The sequence below is a fragment of the Nocardia sp. NPDC060259 genome, from assembly GCF_042728775.1.
Lineage (GTDB): Bacteria > Actinomycetota > Actinomycetes > Mycobacteriales > Mycobacteriaceae > Nocardia.
Genome location: NZ_JBHXAY010000013.1, coordinates 56064 through 78840, shown reverse-complemented (window position 1 = coordinate 78840; position 22777 = coordinate 56064). Strand labels below are relative to the sequence as shown.

The following is a 22777-nucleotide window of genomic DNA, read 5'->3' as shown; positions in this document are numbered from 1 at the left end:
ATGACCACACTCACCCCCGTTCTCAGCGAGCACTGGGACCGCCCACAGTCCTGGACCATCGACAGCTACCGCGCCACCGGCGGCTACGAGGGCCTGCGCGCCGCCCTGCGGATGGCGCCCGACGACGTGATCCAGACGGTGAAGGACGCCGGTTTGCGCGGTCGCGGCGGCGCGGGCTTCCCGACCGGTATGAAGTGGTCGTTCATCCCGCAGGGTCCAGGCCCCGACGGCACGACGAAACCGCACTACCTCGTCGTCAACGCCGACGAATCCGAACCTGGCACCTGCAAAGACATTCCGCTGATGCTGGCCACCCCGCACACCCTGATCGAAGGTGTGGTGATCGCCGCCTACGCGATCCGCGCGGCCACCGCGTTCATCTATGTGCGCGGCGAAGTGGTGCCGGTGCTGCGCAGGCTGCAGGCCGCCGTCGCCGACGCCTACGAGGCGGGCTACCTCGGCCGCAACATCCTGGGCTCCGGGTTCGACCTGGAACTGATCGTGCACGCGGGTGCGGGCGCCTACATCTGCGGCGAGGAGACCGCGCTGCTCGATTCGCTCGAAGGCAGGCGCGGCCAGCCCAGGTTGCGGCCGCCGTTTCCCGCTGTCGCCGGGCTCTACGCATGCCCGACGGTCGTCAACAATGTGGAATCCATTGCCAGCGTCCCGGCGATCCTGCGCAAGGGCACCGAGTGGTTCCGGTCGATGGGCAGCGAGAAATCGCCCGGGTTCACGTTGTACTCGCTGTCAGGGCACGTCGCGCGACCCGGCCAGTACGAGGCGCCGCTGGGCATCACCCTGCGCGAACTGCTCGCCTACGCCGGTGGCGTCCGCGCGGGACACACGCTCAAGTTCTGGACGCCGGGTGGTTCGTCGACGCCGCTGTTCACCGCCTACCACCTCGATGTGGCTCTCGACTACGAAGGTGTCGCCGCCGCCGGATCCATGCTGGGCACCAAGGCCTTGCAGATCTTCGACGACACGACCTGTGTCGTGCGCGCGGTCCTGCGCTGGACGGAGTTCTACGCCCACGAATCCTGCGGCAAGTGCACACCGTGCCGCGAGGGCACCTACTGGCTCGTGCAACTGCTGCGCAGACTCGAAGCGGGCCAGGGCACCGAGGCCGACCTCGACAAACTCGCCGACATCGCCGACAACATCAACGGCAAGTCGTTCTGCGCGCTCGGTGACGGCGCGGCCAGCCCGATCTTCTCCTCGCTGAAGTACTTCCGCGACGAGTACGTCGAGCATCAGCGCCGCGGCGGGTGCCCGTTCGATCCGGCACGCGCCACGGTGTGGGCCTCAGGGGAAGGGAACCGATGACAGCGATCGCGCCAGGGAACAGCAGCGAGGTGGTTCCCGCCGACCTGGTGAGCGTCACCATCGACGACACCACCATCCAGGTGCCCGTCGGCACCCTGGTGATCCGCGCCGCCGAACTGATCGGCGTGCAGATCCCCCGCTTCTGCGACCATCCCCTGCTCGATCCGGTCGGTGCCTGCAGGCAGTGCATCGTCGAGGTGGAAGGACAGCGAAAGCCGGTCGCCTCCTGCACGATTCCGGTCACCGACGGGATGATCGTGCGCACCCAGCTCAGCTCACCGGTCGCCGAGAAGGCCCAGCGTGGGGTGATGGAGCTGCTGCTGATCAATCATCCGCTGGACTGCCCGGTCTGCGACAAGGGCGGGGAATGCCCGCTGCAGAACCAGGCGATGTCGACCGGCAGCGCCGACTCGCGGTTCGAAGGCGAAAAGCGCACCTACCCGAAACCGATCCCGCTGTCCTCGGCGGTGCTGCTCGACCGGGAACGGTGCGTGCTGTGCGCGCGGTGCACCCGGTTCTCCCAGCAGGTCGCAGGCGACCCGTTCATCGAGCTGATGGATCGCGGTGCGCTGCAACAGGTCGGCATCGCCCAGGCCGAACCGCTGGACTCCTATTTCTCCGGTAATACGGTGCAGATCTGTCCGGTGGGCGCGCTCACCGGCACCTCCTACCGATTCCGGGCGCGCCCGTTCGACCTGGTGTCCACCCCGAGTGTCTGCGAGCACTGCGCCTCCGGCTGTGCCCAGCGCACCGATCACCGGCGCGGAAAGGTCCTGCGCCGCTTGGCCGGTGACGACCCGCAGGTCAACGAGGAGTGGAACTGCGACAAGGGCCGCTGGGCCTTCACCTACGCCACCGAGCGCGACCGTCTCACCACGCCGCTGGTGCGCGGCTGGGACGGCGTGCTCGCACCGGCCTCCTGGCCAGAGGCACTCGCGGCCGCCGCGACCGGACTGCGGGCCGCGATCGGCAACGCGGGTGTGCTCGTCGGCGGCCGGGTCACCGAAGAAGAGGCCTACGCCTACAGCAAGTTCGCGCGCATGGTGCTCGCCACCAACGACATCGACTTCCGCAGCCGGATGCACTCCGAGGAAGAGGAACGATTCCTCGCGGCCCGCATCGCCGGACGCGGCGTCCAGGTCGACTACACGGCGCTCTCCACTGCCCCCGTCGTGCTGCTGGTGGGTTTCGAGCCGGAAGAGGAATCGCCCATCGTCTACCTGCGGCTGCGCAAGGCCGCCCGGACTAGCGGCACGCGCGTGGTGTCGCTGGCGCCGTTCGCTTCACGTGGGCTCGAACGCATGTCGGGTGCGCTCATCCAGACTCCGCCGTGCGGCGAAGCCGGTGTCCTCGACGCCATCGGTGCCGAAACATCAGCGGACGCAGCCGAACTGATGGCGCTGCTGCGCACGCCGGGAGCGGTCATCATGGCCGGCGAGCGACTCGCGGGCAGCCCCGGCGCGCTGTCGGCGGTGGTCCGGCTGGCCGACACCACCGGTGCCGGACTCGCGTGGGTGCCGCGTCGTGCGGGTGAGCGCGGTGCACTGGAAGCGGGCGTGCTGCCCGGGCTGCTGCCCGGCGGCAGGCCGGTTGTCGATCCCGCTGCACGTCAACAGGTTCGGCACCGTTGGCAGGCCGAGGAACTGCCCGTCACCCTCGGCCGCGACACCGCGGGCATCCTGGCGAGCGCCGCACAACTCGGCGCGCTGATCATCGGCGGCGTCGATCCGGTCGACCTGCCGGACCCGGCCGCGGCACTGGCCGCCATCGACGACGCCCGCTTCGTCGTCAGCCTGGAACTGCGCCACAGCGCTGTCACCGAACGCGCCGACGTCGTCTTCCCGGTCGCGTCCGTGATGGAGAAGTCCGGCACCTTCCGCACTTGGGAGGGCAGGCCACGCCCGTTCAGCGCCGCACCACTGGACACCACCCGCCGAGTCGCCGCACCGCTGTCGGACCTGCGGGTCCTGCACTCCCTCGCCGCCGAAATAGGGACGCCGATCAACCTGCCGGACCCGGCCTCCGCCCGCACCGAACTCGACGCCCTCGGCGCGTGGACCGGTGCGCCGATCTCCGCGCCGGAATCGACCAGCCAGACCCCACCCGTAACGGGTCCTGGCACCGCAGTACTTGTCGGCTGGCGGATGCTGCTCGACGCGGGCCGCATGCAGGACGGCGAACCCAACCTCGCCGGCATCGCCCGGCCGCCGGTGGTGCGACTGTCCGCCGCGACCGCCGCCGAGATCGAAGCCGCCGACGCCGATCACGTCATCGTCTACACCGACCGCGGCGAGATCACGCTGCCGCTGATGATCACGGACCTGCCCGACCGGGTGGTGTGGCTGCCGCTGCACTCGCCCGGGTCGACGGTCGCCGCCACCCTCGGCGTGACGCCCGGCGCCCTGGTGCGCCTGCGCCGCGCCGACGACAGGATGAAGGAACACCGTCATGAGTGATCCCGTGCTGCACCTCGCGGCCGATTCGGCACCTGTCTTCGGCACCGACCCGCTCTGGCTGGTGGTCCTCAAGGCACTCGGTGTGTTCGTGTACCTGATGCTGGTGCCGCTCATCGCGGTGTACGCCGAACGCAAAGTCGTCGCCAGGATGCAGATGCGCCTCGGCCCCAACCGGGTCGGGCCGAAGGGCATGTTCCAGTCCATCGCCGACGGCGTGAAGATGGCGCTCAAGGAAGACATCATCCCGGCGATCGTGGACAAACCGATCTTCGTGCTCGCCCCGATCATCTCGGTGATCCCGGCGTTCATGGCGTTCGCGGTCATCCCGTTCGGTCCCGAGGTGTCGATCCTGGGCCAGCGCACCCCGCTGCAACTGACCGACATGCCCGTCGGCGTCCTCTACATCCTCGCCATCACTTCCATCGGCGTGTACGGCATCGTGCTGGCCGGCTGGTCGTCGGGTTCGACCTACCCGCTGCTGGGCGGTCTACGATCCACCGCGCAGGTGATCTCCTACGAGATCGCGATGGCACTCACCTTCGCCACCGTGTTCCTGCTGTCCGGGACCATGGCGACCTCCGGGATCGTGACCGCCCAGGAAGGCACCTGGTACGTCTTCCTGCTGCTGCCCTCGTTCCTGATCTACTGCGTGGCGATGGTCGGCGAGACCAACCGGGCACCGTTCGACCTGCCCGAAGCCGAAGGCGAACTGGTCGGTGGCTTCCACACCGAGTACTCCTCGCTCAAGTTCGCGATGTTCATGCTCGCCGAATACGTCAACATGGCCACGGTGTCCGCGCTGGCGACCACCCTGTTCCTCGGCGGCTGGCGGGCGCCGTTCCCGATCAGCCTGTGGGAGGGCGCCAACTCCGGCTGGTGGCCGCTGCTGTGGTTCACCGCCAAGGTGTGGACGTTCCTGTTCGTGTTCGTCTGGCTGCGCGGCACCCTGCCCCGCCTGCGCTACGACCAGTTCATGAACCTCGGCTGGAAGCTGCTCATCCCGACCTCGCTGGTGTGGGTGATGATCGTGGCCACCGCGCGGGTCCTCGACATCGAGGGCATTCCCGGCCAGACCGCGATCCTGGTGACCGTCGGCATCCTCATCACCGCGGCGATGATCGCGATGTTCCTGCGCGCCGGCCGGGCCGAAGGCCTGCCACCGCTGCCGGAGGAACCCGCGAAATCCCCGGTGTTCCTCGGCTTCCCGGTCCCGCCGATGCCGCCGCGCCCGGCCGGCGAACAGCCCGAGATCGGCCTGTTCGAACCGCTCGCCGGTTTCGCGGTCACCGCGGCCACGATGTTCAAGAAGCCCAACACCGAGTCCTACCCCGAGCAGAAGGTGCCGACCGCGCCGCGCTATCACGGCCGTCACCAGCTCAACCGGTACGACGACGGCCTCGAGAAATGCATCGGCTGCGAACTGTGCGCGTGGGCCTGCCCCGCCGACGCCATCTTCGTCGAAGGCGCCGACAACACCGAGGACGAACGCTATTCCCCCGGTGAACGGTACGGCCGCGTCTACCAGATCAACTATCTGCGCTGCATCGGCTGCGGCCTGTGCATCGAAGCGTGTCCCACCCGGGCGCTCACGATGACCAACGAGTACGAGCTCACCGACGACAACCGCGCCGACCTGATCTACGAGAAGGACCGCCTCCTCGCCCCGCTGCGCGACGGCATGACCGCTCCGCCGCACGCGATGGCGCCCGGCACCGACGAAGCCGACTACTACCTGGGCCGGGTCAGCCCCACCCCGTCGGAAGAGGTGCTGCGATGACCACCGCACCCGTACTGGCCGCCGAGATCGCGTCCACCTCCACCGGTGAGGCGGTGCTGTTCTGGGTGCTCGCCCCGATCGCCGTGCTCGGTGCCCTCGGCATGGTGACCGCCGCCAAGGCCGTGCACTCGGCGATCTGCCTGGCCGCCACCATGATCGCGCTCGCCGTGTTCTACATCGCCCAGGGCGCACTGTTCCTCGGCGTCGTGCAGATCGTGGTCTACACCGGCGCGGTGATGATGCTGTTCCTGTTCGTGCTGATGCTCGTCGGCGTCGACTCGGCCGAATCACTGCGGGAAACGTTGCGCGGGCAGCGGATCGCCGCCGCGATCGTCGGTCTCGGATTCGGGCTGCTGCTCATCGGCGGCATCGGCGCGGCGCTGCGCGACAGCGCAACCAGCTACCCCGGACGTGGATTCGGCGGCCGCGACGTCATCGCCGAACTGGCCGAACTGATCTTCCTGCGCTACGTGTGGGCGTTCGAACTCACCGGCGCGCTGCTGATCACCGCGACCATCGGCGCGATGGTGCTCGCGCACCGTGACCATTTCACGCCGCGGCGCGGTCAGCGCGAGATGTCACGCGACCGGTTCCGCACCGCGGGCGAACGCGTCACCCCGCAACCCACCCCGGGCGTCTACGCCAGGCACAACGCCGTCGACAGCCCCGCTCAGCTCCCCGACGGCACCTTCGCCGAATTGTCGGTGAGCACGATCCTGCGTCACCGCCGCACCCGCGCCCACACCGAGGCCGCCGCGCTCTCGGTCGGTACGGGCAGCGACGTCACCCCGACGGCCGACGAGGAAGGCACCCGGTGAACCCCCAGAACTACCTGTTCCTGTCTGCGCTGCTGTTCACCATCGGCGCCGCGGGAGTGCTGTTGCGCCGCAACGCCATCGTGGTGTTCATGTGCATCGAGCTGATGCTCAACGCGGTGAACCTGGCGTTCGTCACTTTCGCCCGCCTGCACAGCAACCTCGACGGCCAGGTGATCGCGTTCTTCACCATGGTCGTCGCGGCCGCCGAAGTGGTCGTCGGCCTTGCCATCATCATGACGATCTTCCGTGCCCGCCGGTCGACCTCGGTCGACGACGCCAACCTGCTGAAGTTCTGACATGGGCACCGCAACGTTGTGGCTGCTGCCCGCCCTTCCGCTCGCGGGGGCCGTCGTGCTGCTCGTGCTCGGGCGCTTCGCCGACCGCTGGGGCGCCTACCTCGGCACCGCCGCCGCGCTGGCCTCCTTCGTGGTGGCCGCCGTCGCCTTCGTCGACATGCTGGGTCGCGCCGATGCCGAGCGAGCGATCCACCAGGAACTGTTCGAGTGGGTGCCCGTCGGTGACCTCCAGGTCGGGTTCGGGCTGCAACTCGATCAGCTCTCGATCTGCTTCGCCCTGCTCATCACCGGCGTCGGATCGCTGATCCACCTCTATTCGATCGGCTACATGAGCGACGATCCGGGCCAGCGCCGGTTCTTCGGCTACCTCAACCTGTTCCTGGCCGCCATGCTCGTGCTGGTCCTGGCCGACAACTACCTGGTGCTCTACCTCGGCTGGGAAGGTGTCGGTCTGGCGTCCTACCTGCTGATCGGGTTCTGGTACGAAAAGCCCTCGGCCGCAACGGCAGCCAAGAAGGCATTCGTGGTGAACCGGGTCGGTGACATGGGCCTGGCGATCGCCATGATGACGATGTTCGCGGTGTTCGGCTCGTTCGATTTCCGCACCGTCTTCGCGGCGACGCCCGGTGCGAGCGAGGGCACGCTCACCGCGATCGGGTTGCTGCTGTTGCTGGCCGCCTGCGGCAAGTCCGCGCAGGTCCCGCTGCAGTCCTGGCTCGGTGACGCCATGGAAGGCCCGACACCGGTCTCGGCGCTCATCCACGCGGCCACCATGGTCACCGCGGGTGTGTACCTCATCGCCCGCTCCAACCCGATCTACAACCTCGCGCCCGACGCGCGCACGGCGGTCATCGCCGTCGGCGCGGTGACGCTGCTGTTCGGTGCGATCGTCGGCTGCGCCAAGGACGACATCAAGAAGGCACTGGCAGCCTCGACGATGAGCCAGATCGGGTACATGATCCTGGCGGTCGGTCTCGGCCCGGCCGGCTACGCGTTCGCGATCATGCACCTGCTCACCCACGGCTTCTTCAAGGCGGGCCTGTTCCTCGGCGCCGGTTCGGTGATGCACGCGATGAACGACGAGACCGACATGCGGCGCTACGGCGGGCTGCGCACGCTGCTGCCGATCACCTACGTCACCTTCGGTCTGGGCTACCTGGCCATCATCGGGGTGCCGCCGTTCTCCGGGTTCTTCTCCAAGGACAAGATCATCGAGGTCGCGTTCGACTACGGTGGCGCGACCGGCATTCTGCTCGGCACGGTCACCCTCGTCGGCGCCGCGCTCACCGCGTTCTACATGACACGCGTCATGCTGATGACGTTCTTCGGCGAGCGCCGCTGGAAGCCTGACACCCACCCGCACGAAGCGCCCGCGGTGATGACCGGCCCGATGATCCTGCTCGCGTTCGGTTCCGTCTTCGCAGGCGGAATGTTCGTCTGGGGTTCCTCGCTGCAGCACTGGCTCGAACCGGTCGTCGGCTCGCATCACGCGGAACCCGTCGTGCCCGCGGGCGTGGTCACCGCGCTGGCGTTGACCGCCGTCGCCGTCGGTGTCGCGGTCGCCTACCGCAAGTACGCCGAGAGCCCGGTCCCGGAGATCGCTCCCGAGAAGGTCACGGTGTTCACGACGGCCGCGCGCAAGGATCTCTACGGCGACGCGGTCAACGAGGCGGCGTTCGAGCGTCCCGGTCGCCATCTCACCCGCGCGCTGGTGTTCCTCGACGCGCGCGGTGTCGACGGCATCGTCAACGGCACAGCCGCCGGGATCGGCGGACTGTCCGCGCGAATCCGGCGGATACAGACCGGTTTCGTGCGTTCCTACGCCCTGTCCATGTTCACCGGCGCGGCCCTGGTGGCCGCTGCCCTGCTGGCGGTGAGGTTCTGGTGAACTCGTTTCCCTGGCTGACGACACTCTGGCTCGCCCCCGCGATCGGCGCCGCGGTGGTGCTCGCCGTGCCCGCCGCGCACCGGAATGTGGCCCGCGCACTGGCTTTCGCGGTGTCGATCGGTGTGCTCGCGGTCGCCGTCACGGTGACGGTCCGGTTCCAGCCCGGCGGCGACCAGTACCAGTTCGTCGAATCGCACGAATGGATTCCGGCGTTCGGCGTCGGCTACACCCTCGGCCTCGACGGCATCGCCACCGTCCTCGTGCTGCTGACAGCGGTGCTGATGCCGTTGCTGATCCTGGCAGGCTGGCACGACGACACCGCGGCAGGCGGCGGGCGCAGGTCTGCCCACATCTACATGGCACTGATGCTGCTGGTCGAGTCGATGGTGCTGATCTCCTTCCTCGCCCTCGACATCCTGCTGTTCTACATCTTCTTCGAGGCGATGCTCATCCCGATGTACTTCCTCATCGGCGGCTTCGGAGCACGCACCAGCGATGCCGCCATCCGCGCGCAACGCTCGCGAGCCGCGGTGAAGTTCCTGCTGTACAACCTGTTCGGCGGACTGATCATGCTCGCCGCGGTCGTCGGGCTGTATGTGCTGACCGCGCAGGCAGGGCTCGGCGACGGCTCGGCGGGCACCTTCGATCTGCGGACCGTGGTCGCCGCGGCCAACAACGGTCAACTCGGTGGCAGCACCGCGGTGGTGAACGCGCTGTTCCTCGGGTTCATGTTCGCGTTCGCGGTGAAGGCACCGCTGTGGCCGCTGCACACCTGGCTGCCTGATGCCGCCGTCTCGGCCACCCCGTCGAGCGCGGTGCTGATGATGGCCGTGGTCGACAAGGTCGGCACGTTCGGCATGCTCCGGTATTGCCTGCTGCTGTTCCCGCTCGCCTCGGACACGTTCGCGCCGTTGGTGATCACCCTCGCGGTGATCGGCATCGTCTACGGCGCGCTGCTCGCGATCGGGCAGACCGATGTGATGCGCCTGATCGCCTACACCTCGATCTCGCATTTCGGGTTCATCATCCTCGGTATCTTCGCGATGACGACCCAGGCGCAGTCCGGGGCGGCGCTCTACATGGTCAACCACGGACTGTCCACGGCCGCGCTGTTCCTCATCGCCGGATTCCTCGTGTCGCGGCGCGGTACCAGGATGATCGCCGAGTTCGGCGGTGTGCAGAAGGTCGCGCCGGTGCTGGCGGGCACCTTCTTGATCGCCGGCCTTGCCACCCTGTCGCTGCCGGGTCTCGCACCGTTCGTCAGCGAATTCCTGGTCCTCATCGGAACCTTCGCCAAGTACAAGGTGGCGGCGGTCGTCGCGACCGGTGCGCTGGTGCTGGCCGCGATCTACGTGCTGTGGATGTACCAGCGGATGATGACGGGTCCGGTGAAGCAGGGCAACGAGCACCTGCGTGACCTGGTGCCACGCGAACTCGCCGTCGTGGTGCCGCTGCTTGTCGCCCTGCTGGCGCTCGGCTTCTATCCCAAACCGGTCCTGGACCTGGTGGATCCCGCGGTGGGACACACCCTCTCGACGATCGGCAAGCACGATCCCGCTCCGACGGTCCCCGCTCCCGAAGCAGGTGCGGCCGCCCCGCCCGCAGGCGGACACAAATGAGGACGGACTCCGTGACCATCAACGAGCTCGCGGCCACCCTGCCCGCGCCGAGCATCGAATACCACCTGCTCGCACCGATGCTGATCGTGTTCGCGGTCGGCGTGGTCGGTGTGCTGGTCGAGGCGTTCGTGCCACGGCCTTCCCGCTATCTCACGCACGTGGTTCTCGGATTGGCCGGTGTGCTCGGCGCATTGGTTGCCGTCATCCTGCTCGCGGGAACCGAGGGCACCGCCGTGGTGGGTGCCGTCGCGGTCGACGGCGTGACCCTGTTCCTGCAGGGCACGATCCTGGTGGTCGCGCTGCTCGGCCTGCTGTTGATCGCCGAGCGGGCCGCGGTGCCGCGGGCCCGCAGCGGGCCGGGCACCTGGAGCCGGGCAGCTGCCGTCCTCGAACGAGGTGTCGACGCGTTCACCCCGCAGGCATCGGCGGTGCCCGGCAGCGCGCACGAGCTGGCAGCTGTGCGGGCCGGAGTGTCCACCACCGAGGTGTTCCCGCTGACCATGCTCGCGCTCGGCGGCCTGCTGTTGTTCCCCGCCTCGAACGATCTGCTGACGATGTTCGTCGCGCTCGAAGTGCTGTCGCTGCCGCTGTATCTGCTGTGCGGGCTGGCCCGGCGCAGGCGGTTGCTGTCGCAGGAAGCGGCGCTCAAGTACTTCCTGCTCGGCGCGTTCTCGTCCGCGTTCTTCCTCTACGGCGTCGCCCTGCTGTACGGGCAGACCGGCACCGTCTCGCTGCCCGGCATCGGTGCGGCACTGGACACCCAGCCCGAGAACACGACGCTGGCGCTGCTCGGTATCGCGATGCTCGCTGTGGGGTTGCTGTTCAAGATCGGCGCGGTCCCGTTCCAGGCCTGGGTGCCCGACGTCTATCAAGGTGCGCCGACGCCGATCACCGCGTTCATGGCCGCCGCCACTAAAATTGCCGCGGTCGGTGCGACCCTGCGGGTGCTGATGGTGGCGGCCGAGGCGCTGCGCGACGATTGGCGGCCGGTGCTCGCGGCGGTGGCGGTGGCGACGATGGCCGTCGGCGCGGTCATGGCGATCACGCAGACCGATGTGAAGCGGATGCTCGCGTATTCCTCGATCGCGCACGCGGGCTTCTTGCTCGTCGGCCTCGTCGCCGCCGACAGCGCGGGTGTCGCGGCGATCCTGTTCTACCTGCTGGCCTACGGTCTCGGCACGGTCGGCGCCTTCGCGGTCGTGACCCTGGTGCGCGACTCCTCCGGTGACGAAGCGACCGCGCTGTCGCAGTGGGCGGGTATGGGCCGCCGGTCCCCCTGGTTGGCTTCGGTTTTCGCGCTGCTGCTGCTCTCGTTCGCCGGCTTGCCGCTGACGAGCGGTTTCGTCAGCAAGTTCGCGGTGTTCGCGGCGGCCTCGGGGGCGGGCTACACCTCGCTGGTCATCGTCGGCGTGGTGTGCAGCGCGATCGCGGCGTTCTTCTATATCCGGGTGATCGTCCTGATGTTCTTCACCGATCCCCCCGCCGACGCCCCCACCGTGACCGCACCGTTCGCGACGACCCTGGTGGTCGCGTTCAGCGCGGGCGCCACGCTGCTGTTGGGTGTCTTCCCGCAGCCGCTGCTCGACCTGGCCGAAGAGTCCGCCACGCTCATCCGCTGACCATGCCCTCCGACGATCCGCTCCGCGGCCGACCCTCGACCAGCCACGAACGGCAGTCGGGGCGGCCGTGGGATGCGTCCTATCGCGACGGCCCCGCACCGTGGGACATCGGCGGTCCGCAACCGGCTGTGGTGCGGCTGGCCGAGGCGGGCGGATTCTCCGGCGAGGTACTCATACCTTCGACGAGACCGAACGACACGACTACGCGGCGAGCCTGGCCTCGGTTCTCGACCACGGCGGGACCCTCTACGTTCTCTGCTTCAGCGACACCGGCACCGACCCCGGACCCCATCCCGTCAGCAGGGAGTCACTGTCGGCGCCCTTCGATGCCGACGAAGACTGGCGCGTCGACTCCATCGAATCGGACAGCCTCCGAACACGATTCAGCGATGCCACGCCCGCCTGGCTCGCGACCGTCCGTCGCTGGTAGGGGCCGGAGCCGGGCTGTTCGGCTCTGTGTTGTGCGTCAAGATCTCGGCAGTGCCGGTTCTGGCGCACTGGAACGGCGGTGGTGGTTGCGGGCTTTGGCGCGGTTGCCGCAGAGGTCCATAGAGCACCAGGTGCGACGGCGGTTACGGGAGTGGTCGTAGTACGCCCAGCGGCAGCTCGGTTCCCTGCAAGCTTTGAGCCGTTGCCAAGTGCTGGTGGCAACCGCCTCGGCGACGGCGATGAGCAGCCGGGTCAATGCGGCATCGATCGGGTCGCCGGTGGCAGGGATCAGCTGCGGGGGCCGCGCGGTGACGTCGAGTGTCATCGGCAGGGCGGGTGCGAGCCGGGCGAAAATGGTGCCGGCGGTGGGGTTCAGACCGTCGGGGCGCGGACTGTCGACCGGCTCGGCGTTGTTGCCGGCGATCAGCGCGCGAAGTCCCTCTCGGATCTGTTCGGCTCGGTCCCGGTGCTGCGGTGTGGCGTTCGCTGGTGCGGTGACCAGATTCCGCTCCTGTAGCCAGGCGACGAGCTGCTCAGGGGAGGCGATGTCGTCGCGGTCGGCGCGGCGGGTGTTGATGAACTCTTCGATCCAGCGCAACTGGCCGGGCGCCGTTCCGGCTTGGTCGTTGTCTGGGCGCGGTTCCACCATGACGCCATCATAACCACCTATTGACGTTGGATGGGTATGTAACTACCGTATTCTTTACGTCAGTTAGATCATGGGGGTGCGGCGATTCGACGAGGACGGATGGGTCGTGCTCGCCGACACCGACGGCAACCAGTTCTGGGTAGTAGCTCAGTAGAAAGAGGAAGTAGGCGACCATCATGGCTTCAGTGACCAAAGAGATTGCGATCGCGGCGGATTCGGACGCGGCGTGGCAGATCCTCGCCGACTTCGCCGACGGGCCGGTAAGGATGGCTCCCGGGTTCGTCCTCGACAGCACAATGGACGGACCCGACGTGCGGGTGGTGACATTCGCCGGCGGAACGGCGCTGCGGGAGCGACTGATTACCCTCGACCACCCCGGCAAGCGGTTGGTCTTCTCCGTCGTGGGTGACACCACGCGACCGGTACACGACAACGCGACGATTCAGGTTTCCGCGCGCGACAACGGGCACTGCACCGTCACATGGACACACGACGTGCTACCTGCCGAACTGGCCACCGAGTGGGGCCCCGCTATGGCACACGTGCTGGAACTGTTCAAGAAGACCCTGGAGTAGAGCTCGCACACCGAATCCGGCCTGACCTCGGCGTCGGCGTCATGGCCGTTCTGTCGGCAGCTCCCCGTACAACTGCCGCGCACGGGTGGTCAGCAGCGGCAGTACGATGGTGCGCCACGTCGGCAGGTGCACTGTTTCCGACCGGCCACCGGCCACGAACTCGCGTTCGGCAGCGTCATCGTCGATGTCGACACCCACCAGGAGGGCGAACTCCTCCCGCAGCAACGCCGCGAACTCCGTCGCGGTCTCCGGTGCGGGCACGGCACAGATCCTGTCGCGCAACACATCCCACGCCACCGGATCGCCGGGCGCACCCCACTGCCGCAGTCGCCGATCGAAGAGTCGAGCTATCTCGGAAGTATCTGGCACCCGCCGAATCCTACCGAGGGGCGAGAGTATGTCATCGGCGCTGGGCGACGCCGATGCTGCCGATGATCAGGTCGGTGAGGGCGGCGACCGCCTCGTCTGCGGTTGTCGCGCCTCGGTTCAGCTCGGTGCCCAGGGTTTCGGCGGCGCCGAGGACCGCGACGCAGCGCAGTCGGAGCGCGGCGGCGTCCAGGCCCGAGTAGGGCAGCAGGGCGGTGGCCATCCAGTCGCGGTAGCTGTCGAGCATGTCGTGCTGGATCGCCTGGACGTCCGGGTTGCCTTTCAGGGCGGCGGAGATCGCGTCGAACTCGGGCATGTCGGTGGCGCAGGCGAAGTAGGCGGCGCTCATCACCCGCGCGATCTCCTCGACGGTGGGTTCGGCGTCCCGCACGGCGTGCTCCGCGGCGAGGCGGTGTCGTTCGTCGAGCCTGCGGTAGAGGGCCAGCAGCAGTTCGGGGCGGGTGCCGAAGTGGTCGTAGACGATCGGCCTGCTCACGCCGGCGGCTTCGGCGAGGGTGACGAGGGTCAGCCCGTCGGTGCCGTGCTCGCGCACCGTCGTCAGCGCGGTGTCGAGCAGTTGTTCGCGCCGGGCCGCCTTGGACAACCGAGGTGATCGTGCGGGCATCGTCCTCCCTTGCGTCATGCCACCAGTTTAGCTACAAAGAGTAGGTTACAAAATGTAGCTTAGTGGCTGGGAGAGGAAATCACCATGGCGCATTCACCCTCCGTCCTGATGCTGGGCGGTTCCGGACAAGCCGGTTCCGACACAGCGGCCCTGCTGCGTCGCTGGCACCCGACGCTGCCGCTCACGATCGCAGGCCGCGATCTGGACCGCGCGCAGCGGGTCGCCGACTCACTCGGCACCGCGAACGCCGTGACTGTCGATCTGCGGCGGCGCGATCTCGGTCTGCCTGCCGAGGCGGCTTACTCGGCAGTGGTCGCAACGCTGTGGGACGACCGGCTCAACGGACTGGGCTATGCCCAGGACCACGGGTTGCCGTACCTCAGCATCTCGAGTGGACTGTTCGATATCGGACCGGAAGTCGTCACGGGCGCCCAACGGGCAAGCACCGCACCGATTCTGGTGGCGAGCCACTTCCTCGCCGGCCTCGCGGTGCTCGCGGCACTGCACGAGGCGCGGGAGTTCGACCGGATCGACAGCGTCCGGCTCGCCGCCGTGCTCGATGAGACCGACACGGGAGGGCCCGCCGGTGTCGCCGATCTCGAACGCTGGTACGCCGTCACCTCGGCGGGCCTGGTGCGCCGCGACGGGATCTTCACCTGGCTCGCTGCCGAGGATGCCCAGGTGGAGGTGCGCACTGTCGACGGCACCAGTCTGACGGGACAGAGCATCCCGATCCTCGACGTGCCGAGCCTGGCGATGGCGACCGGGGCGCCCGATGTCCGGGTCGACCTGGCGGTCGGGGAATCCCCGAGCAGGCGCAGGGGAGAACCCGCCTCGATCGAAATCGGCATCGACCTGCACGGAATCGACGCGGCGGGAGCGCCGCAGCGCAGGAGCCGCTACCTCGTCCATCCGGCCGGGCAGCGGCCGTTGACCGCGCTCGGAGTCGCTCTCGGTGTCGAACGACTGCTCGGACTGCGCGGTGACGAGGTCGGCCCCGGTACCTACACGCCGGAGGCGTTGATCGATCCCGGCTATGCCGCGCAGCGGATGGCCGAGGTGGGAGCCGTCCTCGTCGATGCAGGCTGAGCGGGAGAACCGCCTGGGTCATGACCCGAGCATGCCGGGGCCGGCGGGGGTCAGGTGGGTGAGTTTCGCGGGGTTGGTGACCGAGTAGACGCCGACCACGGTGTCGTCGGCGGCGACGTCGAGGACGACGACAGCCAATGGCGCGTCGCCGTCGAAGACGACCGCGCACGGGTCGCCACTGACGGTCCGCCACCCGACCCGGTAGCCGTCGAGGCCCCCGGCGGCGACGGCAAGAAACACCTGCGCCACCGGCATTCGCCCGTGCACCGGGCGCAGGCTGGTCGCGGGTCCGGTGCCGCCGCCGTCGGTCCACAGGGTGACGTCAGGGGACAGTACGGCCAGCAGTTCCTCGAGGTCACCACCCATCGCGGCGGCGACGAACCGTTCGGTCACCGCGCGGCAGACCCGGGGGTCCGCCTGGGTGCGTGGCCTGCGGGCCTGCACGTGCGCGCGGGCGCGGTGGGCGAGCTGGCGGACCGCCGCGGGCGAGCGGTCGACGATGGCGGCGATCTCGGTGTGCGGGTAGGCGAAGACCTCGTTGAGGACGAACACGGCGCGTTCGAGCGGGGTCAGTGATTCCAGGACCACCAGCATCGCCATCGAGAACGACTCGGTCCGCACGACCGCGGCGGCTCCGTCGTCCTCGGGTGCGTCGTCGACGAGTGGTTCGGGAAGCCATTGGCCCACATAGTCTTCGCGTCGACGGCTGACGGCGGCGCGCCGGGCCAGCGCCTGGTTCACCGCGATCCGGGTCAGGTAGGCGCGGGGGTTGTCGATGCGGTTTCCGCGCGCTCGCGCCGCCCATGCCAGCCACACCTCCTGCAGGACGTCCTCGGTGTCGGCGACGGTGCCGAGCATGTTGTAGACCACCGAGAACAGCAGTTCGCGGTGGTTCACGAAAACGTCGGTCGAGTCGGCGGTGTCATCGCTGTGTTCGGCCACGGTGTCCTCCTTCGGAGCGGAAAGGTGTCGCTACAGAGAGGTGCGCGGCCGCCTGATATGTGACAGGGGTGCCCGTGCGTGTGATCCATCCCACGCGCACGCTGTTCGCCTGTCACAGTCGACGATCCGGTTCCACTCCTTGTTGGCGAATCTGCTTCTCCCACCTGGAGGTTGCCATGCGCACCCGTATCCGTGACGTCCGTGTCTTCGACGGCGAACACATCCTCGACCGCACCTCGGTCCTCGTCGACGGCGATCGAATCGTCGCCGAGGACGACGGCCCCGCCGACGTGATCGTCGACGGCACCGGCCGCACCCTGCTGCCCGGCTTGATCGACGCCCACACCCACACCTTCGACACCGGCGACCTTGCCCGCGCCCTCACCTACGGCGTCACCACCGAACTCGACATGTTCTGTCTCCCGGCGCGGTTGGCCGAGCAGCGGGCTGCGGCGGACCGGCGCGACGATCTCGCCGACTTCCGGAGCGCGGGCACCCTGGCGACCGCGCCGGGTGGTCATCCGAGTCAGCTGCTGGCGGTGCCGGGGGTCGCCGAACTCGATGTCGCCCTGTTCGACACCATCACGGATCCGGCCGAGGCGGGTGAGTTCGTGCGGGCCAGACTCGCCGAAGGGGCCGACTATCTGAAGATCGTCATCGACGACGGCGCCGTCCACGGGCTCGAGCTGCCGCCGTTGTCCGCGGCTACGGCGAGCGCACTGGTCACCGAAGCGCACGCGGCGGGTTTGCCGGTGATTGCACATGCCGTCACCGAGGCCGAGGTACAGATCGCGCTGACCGCGGGAGTCGACGGTCTCGCACACGTGTGGACCGACTTCTCTTCGCGCACCGCAGATCTGATCGCACAGATCCTGGACCGTGACATCTTCGTGGTGAGCACCCTTGCCTACTTCGAGGCGATCACCCAGGGCCGCGAGAACGTCGCCGACTGCGCTGTGCCGGGGTCCTTCGACGACGCGATGCGTGTCGCAGGCGCCCTGCACGGCGCTGGAGTGGCACTGCTGGCAGGCACCGACGCCACGCCGTTCGTCCCCGCTCACGGCACCGGGCTGCATCGCGAACTGGTGCTGTTGACCGAGGCCGGACTGACCCCACCGGAGGTGCTCGCCGCCGCGACCAGCAGACCCGCCTGCCGTTTCGGGCTGACCGATCGCGGCCGGATAGCTCCCGGCCTGCGCGCCGATCTGCTGCTCGTCGACGGAGATCCGACCATCGACATCACCGCCACCCTCGCGATCACCGAGGTGTGGCGGCGCGGCGTGCGGCAGGCCCGATGACCGCGGCCGAGACCGCCTACACCTGGCCGGTGGCGCTGTTCCGGACCACAGCGACCGTCGCGGCGGTGCTCGTCTTCGCCCAGGCAGCCCTGGCCGGTGGTTTCCTCGCCGGACATTTCGAGGCATTGGCACTGCACAGCCGCAACGGCGGCCTGGTCGCGATGGTGTTGTTGCTCCAGCTGATCTCGGCGGTGTTGTTGTGGCGATGGGGCGGTGGTCCGGCATGGCCGGCGCGCACCGCGGTGGTCCAGGCGCTGATCGGTGCGGCGCTCATCCCGCTCGGTGAGCAGCGAGTACTCGCGGTGCACATTCCGCTGGCGGTCGGGTTGGCGATCGGAACGGCGTTGCTGGTGAGCTGGGCGTGGCGGTGGCAGCGGTGAGTGGCATGAGCAGGCGGGGATTGCTGCGCGCGGGAGCCGGTGTCGGTGCGGCCGCGGCGCTCGGTGCGGCCGGTTGGGTGGGCGTCCCACGGATCACGGCACCTGGTCAGCCGGGTGTGCTGCTACCCAGCGCCACACCGGTGCCGCGTCCGTTCCACACGGAGTTGCCGATCCCGGCGGTGCTGCGGCCTGTGCGCGCCGACGCGACCACCGACTATTACGACATCGTCCAGCAGAGCGCCCATCTCGATATCCTGCCCGGACTGCGGACCGAGGCGTGGACCTATCACGGCACCTTCCCCGGCCCGACCATCCGGGCACGGTCGGGCCGTGCCACCGCCGTGCGCCACCGCAACGAACTCCCCCATCCGACGGTGGTGCACCTGCACGGCGGACACACACCGGCCGACAGCGACGGCTATCCGATGGATGTGGTGCTGCCGGTCGGTGCGACCGGCACCCCTGCCCGAAGCCACGGGCACGGGCTCATCACCGCCACCGGCTCGGTCGCACACGGTGAACGCACCTACCTGTATCCGAACAGACAGCGCGCGGCCTCGCTCTGGTACCACGACCACCGGCATGGGTTCACCGGTCCGGCCGTCTGGCGTGGCCTCGCCGGGTTCCACCTGATCGGTGACGATGTCGAGGACGCCTTGCCGCTGCCGCGCGGTGACCGCGACATTCCCTTGTGCATCAGCGACCGGTCCTTCGCCGCTGACGGATCGTTCGCCTATCCGCTCCTCGACCCGTCCCTGCACACCCCCGGCGTCACCGACCGGTACATGAACGGAGTGCTGGGCGACGTGATCCTCGTCAACGGTGCACCGTGGCCGCGGCTGCGGGTCGCGCCGGTGCGCTACCGGTTCCGGCTCCTCAACGCCTCCAATGCGCGCCGGTACCGGCTCGCGCTCGAACCCGCTGTTCCCGGCGGTGGATTCGTGCAGATCGGCAGCGACGGCGGCCTGCTCGACCACCCGATCCGGCACCGGCACCTCGACATCTCTCCCGCCGAACGGTTCGACGTCGTCATCGATTTCGCCGCCTACCCGCCCGGCACCGAGGTCCGGCTCCGCAACACCCTCGGCACCGGTTCGGCGGCCGATGTCCTGCGCTTCGACGTCAGCGGACCACCTGTCCAGGATGACACCGCCGTCCCGGACCGGCTCACCGACCTCGAGCGCTTGGACCCGGCTACCGCCGTCGCCGAACGCACCTTCCTGTTCCAGCTGCGCCCCGACGGCTGGACTGTCAACGGCGCTCCCTACGAACCGGGCCGGGCGCTGGCGGACCCGCGCCGCGGCACCGTCGAGATCTGGCGGTTCATCACCGATTTCCACCATCCGGTGCATGTGCATCTGGACCCGTTCCAGGTGATCGCCCGCAACAACCGGGCACCAGGGCCGTTCGACGCGGGCTGGAAGGACACTGTCGACGTCCGGCCCGCCGAGATGGTGACGGTCGCGGTCCGCTTCACCGATTACGCGGGCCCGTTCATGCTGCACTGCCACAATCTCGAACACGAGGACATGGCGATGATGGCCGACTTCCAGGTGCGGTGAGAGCGGTCAGCGCAACGGCCGGAAGAATTCCCGCACATCGCCGACGAACACATCGGGCGCCTCCATCGCCGCGAAATGCCCGCCGCGGTCGAATTCGCTCCAGCGCACCAGGTTGTTCTGTTTCTCGGCGATACCGCGAATTGTGCTGTCACCGGGGAAGACCGCGATGCCGGTTGGCACGCCGGAGCTGGGCAGGTCGGCGCCCCACTGCTGGGATTCTTTGTACAGGCGCATCGAGGAACCTGCCGTGCCGGTGAACCAGAGGATCGCGACCTCGGCGAGCAGCGCGTCGCGATCGAGCGAGTCCTCGGGCAGGGCGGCGGCGGGATCCTTGTAGGTGTTGACGACGTCGACGACCCAGCCGAGCAGTCCCGCGGGTGAGTCGGTCACCGCGTGGGCCAGGGTCTGCGGGCGGGTGCTGTGCACGCTCGCATAGGCGGAGGTCTCGTTGCCGCTCCAATCCTGGAGTGCGGCAAGCTTTTCCTGATCCTGTGCGGAGTAGCCCGCGCCGTCGTCGTCCCAGGCGGGAATGGTGATCGCGGCATTGAGATGGACCCCGGCGACATGGTCGGTGTCGATGCGGCCCAGGTGCGGGGCGATGAACGACCCGGCATCGCTGCCCTGCGCCCCGTAGTGGGAGTAGCCGAGTCTGCTCATGAGCTGCGCGATCAGGACCGCTGATCGTTCGGTGGCGGCCTGCCCCTGCTGTCGGGTGGGACCGGAGAAGCCGAAACCGGGCAGGGTCGGGATCACCACGTCGAAGGCGTCGCGTGGGTCTGCGCCGTGGGCGCGGGGGTCGGTCAGCGGCCCGATCGTCGCGGCGAAATCGGTGAACGGCCACCCGTGCACGAGGACCAGCGGCAGCGCGCCGGATTCGGGTGAGCGGACATGGGTGAAATGGAGGCGCTGCCCGTCGATGTCGGTGACGAACTGGGGCCGGGCATTGCGCGCGGCTTCGGCGGCGCGCCAGTCGAAACCGGTGCGCCAGTAGTCGGCGAGACCACGCAGGTAGGCGGTGGGCAGGCCGTAGGTCCAGCCGGTCTCGGGCAGGTCCTCGGCCCAGCGGGTGCGGGCGAGGCGGTCGTGCAGATCGTCGAGGTCGGATTGCGGAATATCGATCCGGAAGGGGTGGATGTCGCTCATGCCGACCACGCTACGAACCGCTTAGGCCGGAATCGGACCTAAGCTGCGGGCATTCTGGAGGCATGTCCGAAACGTCGGCCCGATTGCTTCGCCTGTTGTCGCTGTTGCAGACCCACCGCGCGTGGTCCGGCGCCGAGCTCGCCACCAAGCTCGACGTCACGGCACGCACGGTGCGCCGGGATATCGAACGGCTGCGTGGGCTCGGCTATCCGGTGCAGGCCTTGCAGGGAACGGCGGGCTATCGGCTGGGCGCCGGTGCGTCGATGCCGCCGCTGCTGCTCGACGACGAGGAGGCGGTGGCCGTCGCGGTCGGTCTGCGGACCACCTCGGGTGGCACCGTCACCGGCATCGAGGACGCCTCGCTGCGGGCGCTGGCCAAGCTGGAACAGGTGCTGCCGTCGCGGCTGCGTCACCGGTTGAGCACCCTGCAGCAGTCGATGGTGCGCGTCGCCGCCGAGGCACCGCGTGTGCCGTCGGAGAGGCTGCTGGCGATCGCGGACGCGTGCCGGCGGCAGGAACGCCTGCGGTTCGACTACACCGATCACACGGGCCGTATCTCCGTGCGCGACACCGAACCCGACTCGCTGGTCAATGTCAGCAGGCACTGGTATCTGGTCGCCTGGGACGTCGACCGGGCGGACTGGCGATCGTTCCGCGTCGACCGGCTGCGTCCGCGGATCCCGACCGGCCCGCGCTTCACCCCGCGCCCACTGCCCGGCGGTGACGCGGCCACGTATCTGTCGCGCAGGCTCTCGAGCGCGTCGTGGCCGTGGCGCACCGTCGTCACCTTGCACCGGCCTGCCACCGAGATAGCCGAACGTCTGTGGCCCGGTACCGGTGTTCTCGAACCGGTCGACGACAAGTCCTGTCTGCTGCATCTCGGCGCGGACTCCCCTGCCTCGCTGGCCTGGATGATCACCGCGCTGGACACCGATTTCACCGTCACCGGCCCACCCGAACTCGTCACGGCACTGCGCAGTTTGAGTGACCGCTGCCGTGCCGCGATCGATGCACCGGATGCCGACTAGCACCGACTGCCCGCCGACGACGCCCTGCCCCAGCACCTCTCACGGCTCGTCGAGGACTTCCTGCAGGCGGGCGGCGAACGCGGCCGGCCCACCGACGAATCCGGTGTGATCACCGGGGAACAACACCGGCTCGATCCCCAATGCCGCCGCCAGCTCTCGCGACGTGCGGTCACAGAACTGCCCGGTCGAGTCTGCGCCGATGCCGACGATCACGCGGGTGGGCGCGGAGCGCAGCAGTGCCAGGTCGGGCACCCAGCTGGTGGTGGCACGCAGTTCATGGTCGAACCAGTGGCGTTCGCTGTCGACCTGTCGTGGGTCGCGGTCACCGCCGAACATTCGCTGCACCTGCGCGTCCGGGATCGCGAAACCGGTCTGGGCGAAGAATTTCCGCCACGCGCCGAGCACGTCGCCGGAGTCGTAGGTGGCGATGATGCCCTCGGTGACGGCGCGCTGGTCCGCCGCGTCGGACAGCAGCTCACGCAGCGGCGGTTCGTGGGCGACGACGGTGGTGACCAGGTCGGGACTGGTCTGGGCGAGCGCCAGCGCGCTGACGGCGCCACCGCTGGAACCGAACACCACCGCCGGACCGGCGTCGAGGTGGGTGATCAGCCGGGCGAGGTCGTCGGCGCGGGCGAGCACCGTCGAATCCTGCTGCGGGTCGTCGAGGGGGCTGGCGAAATGTCCACGTGGGTCGGTGGTCAGCACGGTGTTGGTGGTGGCGAGTTGTTCGGCCAGCGGCGCGAACGCGGCGGCGTTCATCGGCGCACCGACGAGCACGAACAGCGGTCCCGTCCCGCGGACCTCGTAGTACAGGCGGGCATCGGGCACCACGAGGGTGCCGGTAATGATGGCGGAGCTGGCGGTCATCAGACTCTCCCGGATCTCGGCTACAGGT

Annotated in this window: 20 protein-coding genes and 1 pseudogene; 15 read left to right on the top strand and 6 right to left on the bottom strand. The window is 68.7% G+C overall.

The features are described 5' to 3' along the window. From nuoF to ACFWF2_RS08310, 9 genes and pseudogenes are all read left to right on the top strand, one after another. Nucleotides 1–1323 carry an NADH-quinone oxidoreductase subunit NuoF gene (nuoF, locus tag ACFWF2_RS08350; RefSeq protein WP_379305943.1) on the top strand — a complete coding sequence of 441 codons (1323 nt, stop codon included), beginning with the start codon at nucleotides 1–3 and terminating at the stop codon, nucleotides 1321–1323. Further along, nucleotides 1320–3779 carry an NADH-quinone oxidoreductase subunit G gene (locus ACFWF2_RS08345; protein ID WP_379305941.1) on the top strand — a complete coding sequence of 820 codons (2460 nt, stop codon included), beginning with the start codon at nucleotides 1320–1322 and terminating at the stop codon, nucleotides 3777–3779. Before nuoF ends, ACFWF2_RS08345 begins: the two co-directional genes overlap by 4 nt. Beyond that, a complete protein-coding gene (gene nuoH / locus ACFWF2_RS08340) occupies nucleotides 3772–5556 on the top strand; it encodes an NADH-quinone oxidoreductase subunit NuoH (RefSeq protein ID WP_379305939.1) in 1785 nt (594 codons plus the stop codon). Before ACFWF2_RS08345 ends, nuoH begins: the two co-directional genes overlap by 8 nt. Next, on the top strand, nucleotides 5553–6374 hold the full coding sequence (locus tag ACFWF2_RS08335) for an NADH-quinone oxidoreductase subunit J (RefSeq protein ID WP_379305937.1): 822 nt from the start codon (nucleotides 5553–5555) through the stop codon (nucleotides 6372–6374). Before nuoH ends, ACFWF2_RS08335 begins: the two co-directional genes overlap by 4 nt. Next, nucleotides 6371–6670, top strand: a complete 300-nt coding sequence (gene nuoK, locus ACFWF2_RS08330; protein WP_189028720.1) for an NADH-quinone oxidoreductase subunit NuoK — start codon at nucleotides 6371–6373, stop codon at nucleotides 6668–6670. The genes ACFWF2_RS08335 and nuoK overlap by 4 nt, the downstream gene beginning before the upstream one ends. Before the next feature lies 1 nt (nucleotide 6671). Further along, nucleotides 6672–8558, top strand: coding sequence for an NADH-quinone oxidoreductase subunit L (gene nuoL / locus ACFWF2_RS08325; protein WP_379305934.1), 1887 nt, complete (start codon nucleotides 6672–6674; stop codon nucleotides 8556–8558). Continuing rightward, nucleotides 8555–10177 carry an NADH-quinone oxidoreductase subunit M gene (locus tag ACFWF2_RS08320; protein ID WP_379305932.1) on the top strand — a complete coding sequence of 541 codons (1623 nt, stop codon included), beginning with the start codon at nucleotides 8555–8557 and terminating at the stop codon, nucleotides 10175–10177. Before nuoL ends, ACFWF2_RS08320 begins: the two co-directional genes overlap by 4 nt. Beyond that, nucleotides 10174–11796 carry an NADH-quinone oxidoreductase subunit NuoN gene (gene nuoN / locus ACFWF2_RS08315; protein ID WP_379305930.1) on the top strand — a complete coding sequence of 541 codons (1623 nt, stop codon included), beginning with the start codon at nucleotides 10174–10176 and terminating at the stop codon, nucleotides 11794–11796. The genes ACFWF2_RS08320 and nuoN overlap by 4 nt, the downstream gene beginning before the upstream one ends. 2 nt (nucleotides 11797–11798) lie before the next feature. Further along, nucleotides 11799–12226 (top strand): annotated as a pseudogene (locus ACFWF2_RS08310) (hypothetical protein). Between the two features lie 36 nt (nucleotides 12227–12262). On the opposite strand, the gene ACFWF2_RS08305 reads toward ACFWF2_RS08310, so the two are convergent. Continuing rightward, nucleotides 12263–12874, bottom strand: coding sequence for a CGNR zinc finger domain-containing protein (locus ACFWF2_RS08305; protein WP_379305928.1), 612 nt, complete (start codon nucleotides 12872–12874; stop codon nucleotides 12263–12265). 185 nt (nucleotides 12875–13059) lie between these two features. Here ACFWF2_RS08305 and ACFWF2_RS08300 point away from each other — a divergent pair, with 185 nt between their 5' ends. Continuing rightward, on the top strand, nucleotides 13060–13449 hold the full coding sequence (locus ACFWF2_RS08300; RefSeq protein WP_379305926.1) for an SRPBCC family protein: 390 nt from the start codon (nucleotides 13060–13062) through the stop codon (nucleotides 13447–13449). Between the two features lie 39 nt (nucleotides 13450–13488). Here the strand turns inward: ACFWF2_RS08300 and ACFWF2_RS08295 are convergent, their stop codons facing one another. Both ACFWF2_RS08295 and ACFWF2_RS08290 read right to left on the bottom strand, forming a co-directional pair. Beyond that, nucleotides 13489–13818, bottom strand: coding sequence for a hypothetical protein (locus ACFWF2_RS08295; RefSeq protein ID WP_379305924.1), 330 nt, complete (start codon nucleotides 13816–13818; stop codon nucleotides 13489–13491). A 31-nt stretch (nucleotides 13819–13849) separates the two neighbouring features. Continuing rightward, complete coding sequence (locus ACFWF2_RS08290; protein WP_379305922.1) at nucleotides 13850–14458, bottom strand: TetR/AcrR family transcriptional regulator; 609 nt, start codon at nucleotides 14456–14458, stop codon at nucleotides 13850–13852. Nucleotides 14459–14524: 66 nt separating this feature from the next. Between ACFWF2_RS08290 and ACFWF2_RS08285 the strand changes: the two genes are divergently transcribed. After that, nucleotides 14525–15529 carry a saccharopine dehydrogenase gene (locus tag ACFWF2_RS08285; protein WP_379305920.1) on the top strand — a complete coding sequence of 335 codons (1005 nt, stop codon included), beginning with the start codon at nucleotides 14525–14527 and terminating at the stop codon, nucleotides 15527–15529. 18 nt (nucleotides 15530–15547) lie between these two features. Here the strand turns inward: ACFWF2_RS08285 and sigJ are convergent, their stop codons facing one another. Continuing rightward, nucleotides 15548–16471 carry an RNA polymerase sigma factor SigJ gene (gene sigJ, locus ACFWF2_RS08280; RefSeq protein ID WP_379305918.1) on the bottom strand — a complete coding sequence of 308 codons (924 nt, stop codon included), beginning with the start codon at nucleotides 16469–16471 and terminating at the stop codon, nucleotides 15548–15550. Between the two features lie 176 nt (nucleotides 16472–16647). Between sigJ and ACFWF2_RS08275 the strand changes: the two genes are divergently transcribed. The 3 genes from ACFWF2_RS08275 to ACFWF2_RS08265 are packed head-to-tail and all read left to right on the top strand — an operon-like array spanning nucleotide 16648 to nucleotide 19711. After that, nucleotides 16648–17769: an amidohydrolase family protein gene (locus tag ACFWF2_RS08275; protein WP_379305916.1), complete on the top strand. Its 1122-nt coding sequence runs from the start codon at nucleotides 16648–16650 to the stop codon at nucleotides 17767–17769. Next, a complete protein-coding gene (locus ACFWF2_RS08270; protein ID WP_379305914.1) occupies nucleotides 17766–18149 on the top strand; it encodes a hypothetical protein in 384 nt (127 codons plus the stop codon). Before ACFWF2_RS08275 ends, ACFWF2_RS08270 begins: the two co-directional genes overlap by 4 nt. 5 nt (nucleotides 18150–18154) lie before the next feature. Continuing rightward, complete coding sequence (locus tag ACFWF2_RS08265) at nucleotides 18155–19711, top strand: multicopper oxidase family protein (protein ID WP_379305912.1); 1557 nt, start codon at nucleotides 18155–18157, stop codon at nucleotides 19709–19711. 6 nt (nucleotides 19712–19717) lie between these two features. Here ACFWF2_RS08265 and ACFWF2_RS08260 read toward each other — a convergent pair whose 3' ends face one another. After that, entirely contained in the window at nucleotides 19718–20854 is a 1137-nt protein-coding gene (locus ACFWF2_RS08260) for an epoxide hydrolase family protein (protein ID WP_379305910.1), read from the bottom strand. Nucleotides 20855–20916: 62 nt separating this feature from the next. Between ACFWF2_RS08260 and ACFWF2_RS08255 the strand changes: the two genes are divergently transcribed. After that, entirely contained in the window at nucleotides 20917–21882 is a 966-nt protein-coding gene (locus ACFWF2_RS08255) for a helix-turn-helix transcriptional regulator (protein ID WP_379305908.1), read from the top strand. A 39-nt stretch (nucleotides 21883–21921) separates the two neighbouring features. Here the strand turns inward: ACFWF2_RS08255 and ACFWF2_RS08250 are convergent, their stop codons facing one another. Next, nucleotides 21922–22749: an alpha/beta fold hydrolase gene (locus ACFWF2_RS08250; protein ID WP_379305906.1), complete on the bottom strand. Its 828-nt coding sequence runs from the start codon at nucleotides 22747–22749 to the stop codon at nucleotides 21922–21924. Nucleotides 22750–22777 lie beyond the last annotated feature (28 nt).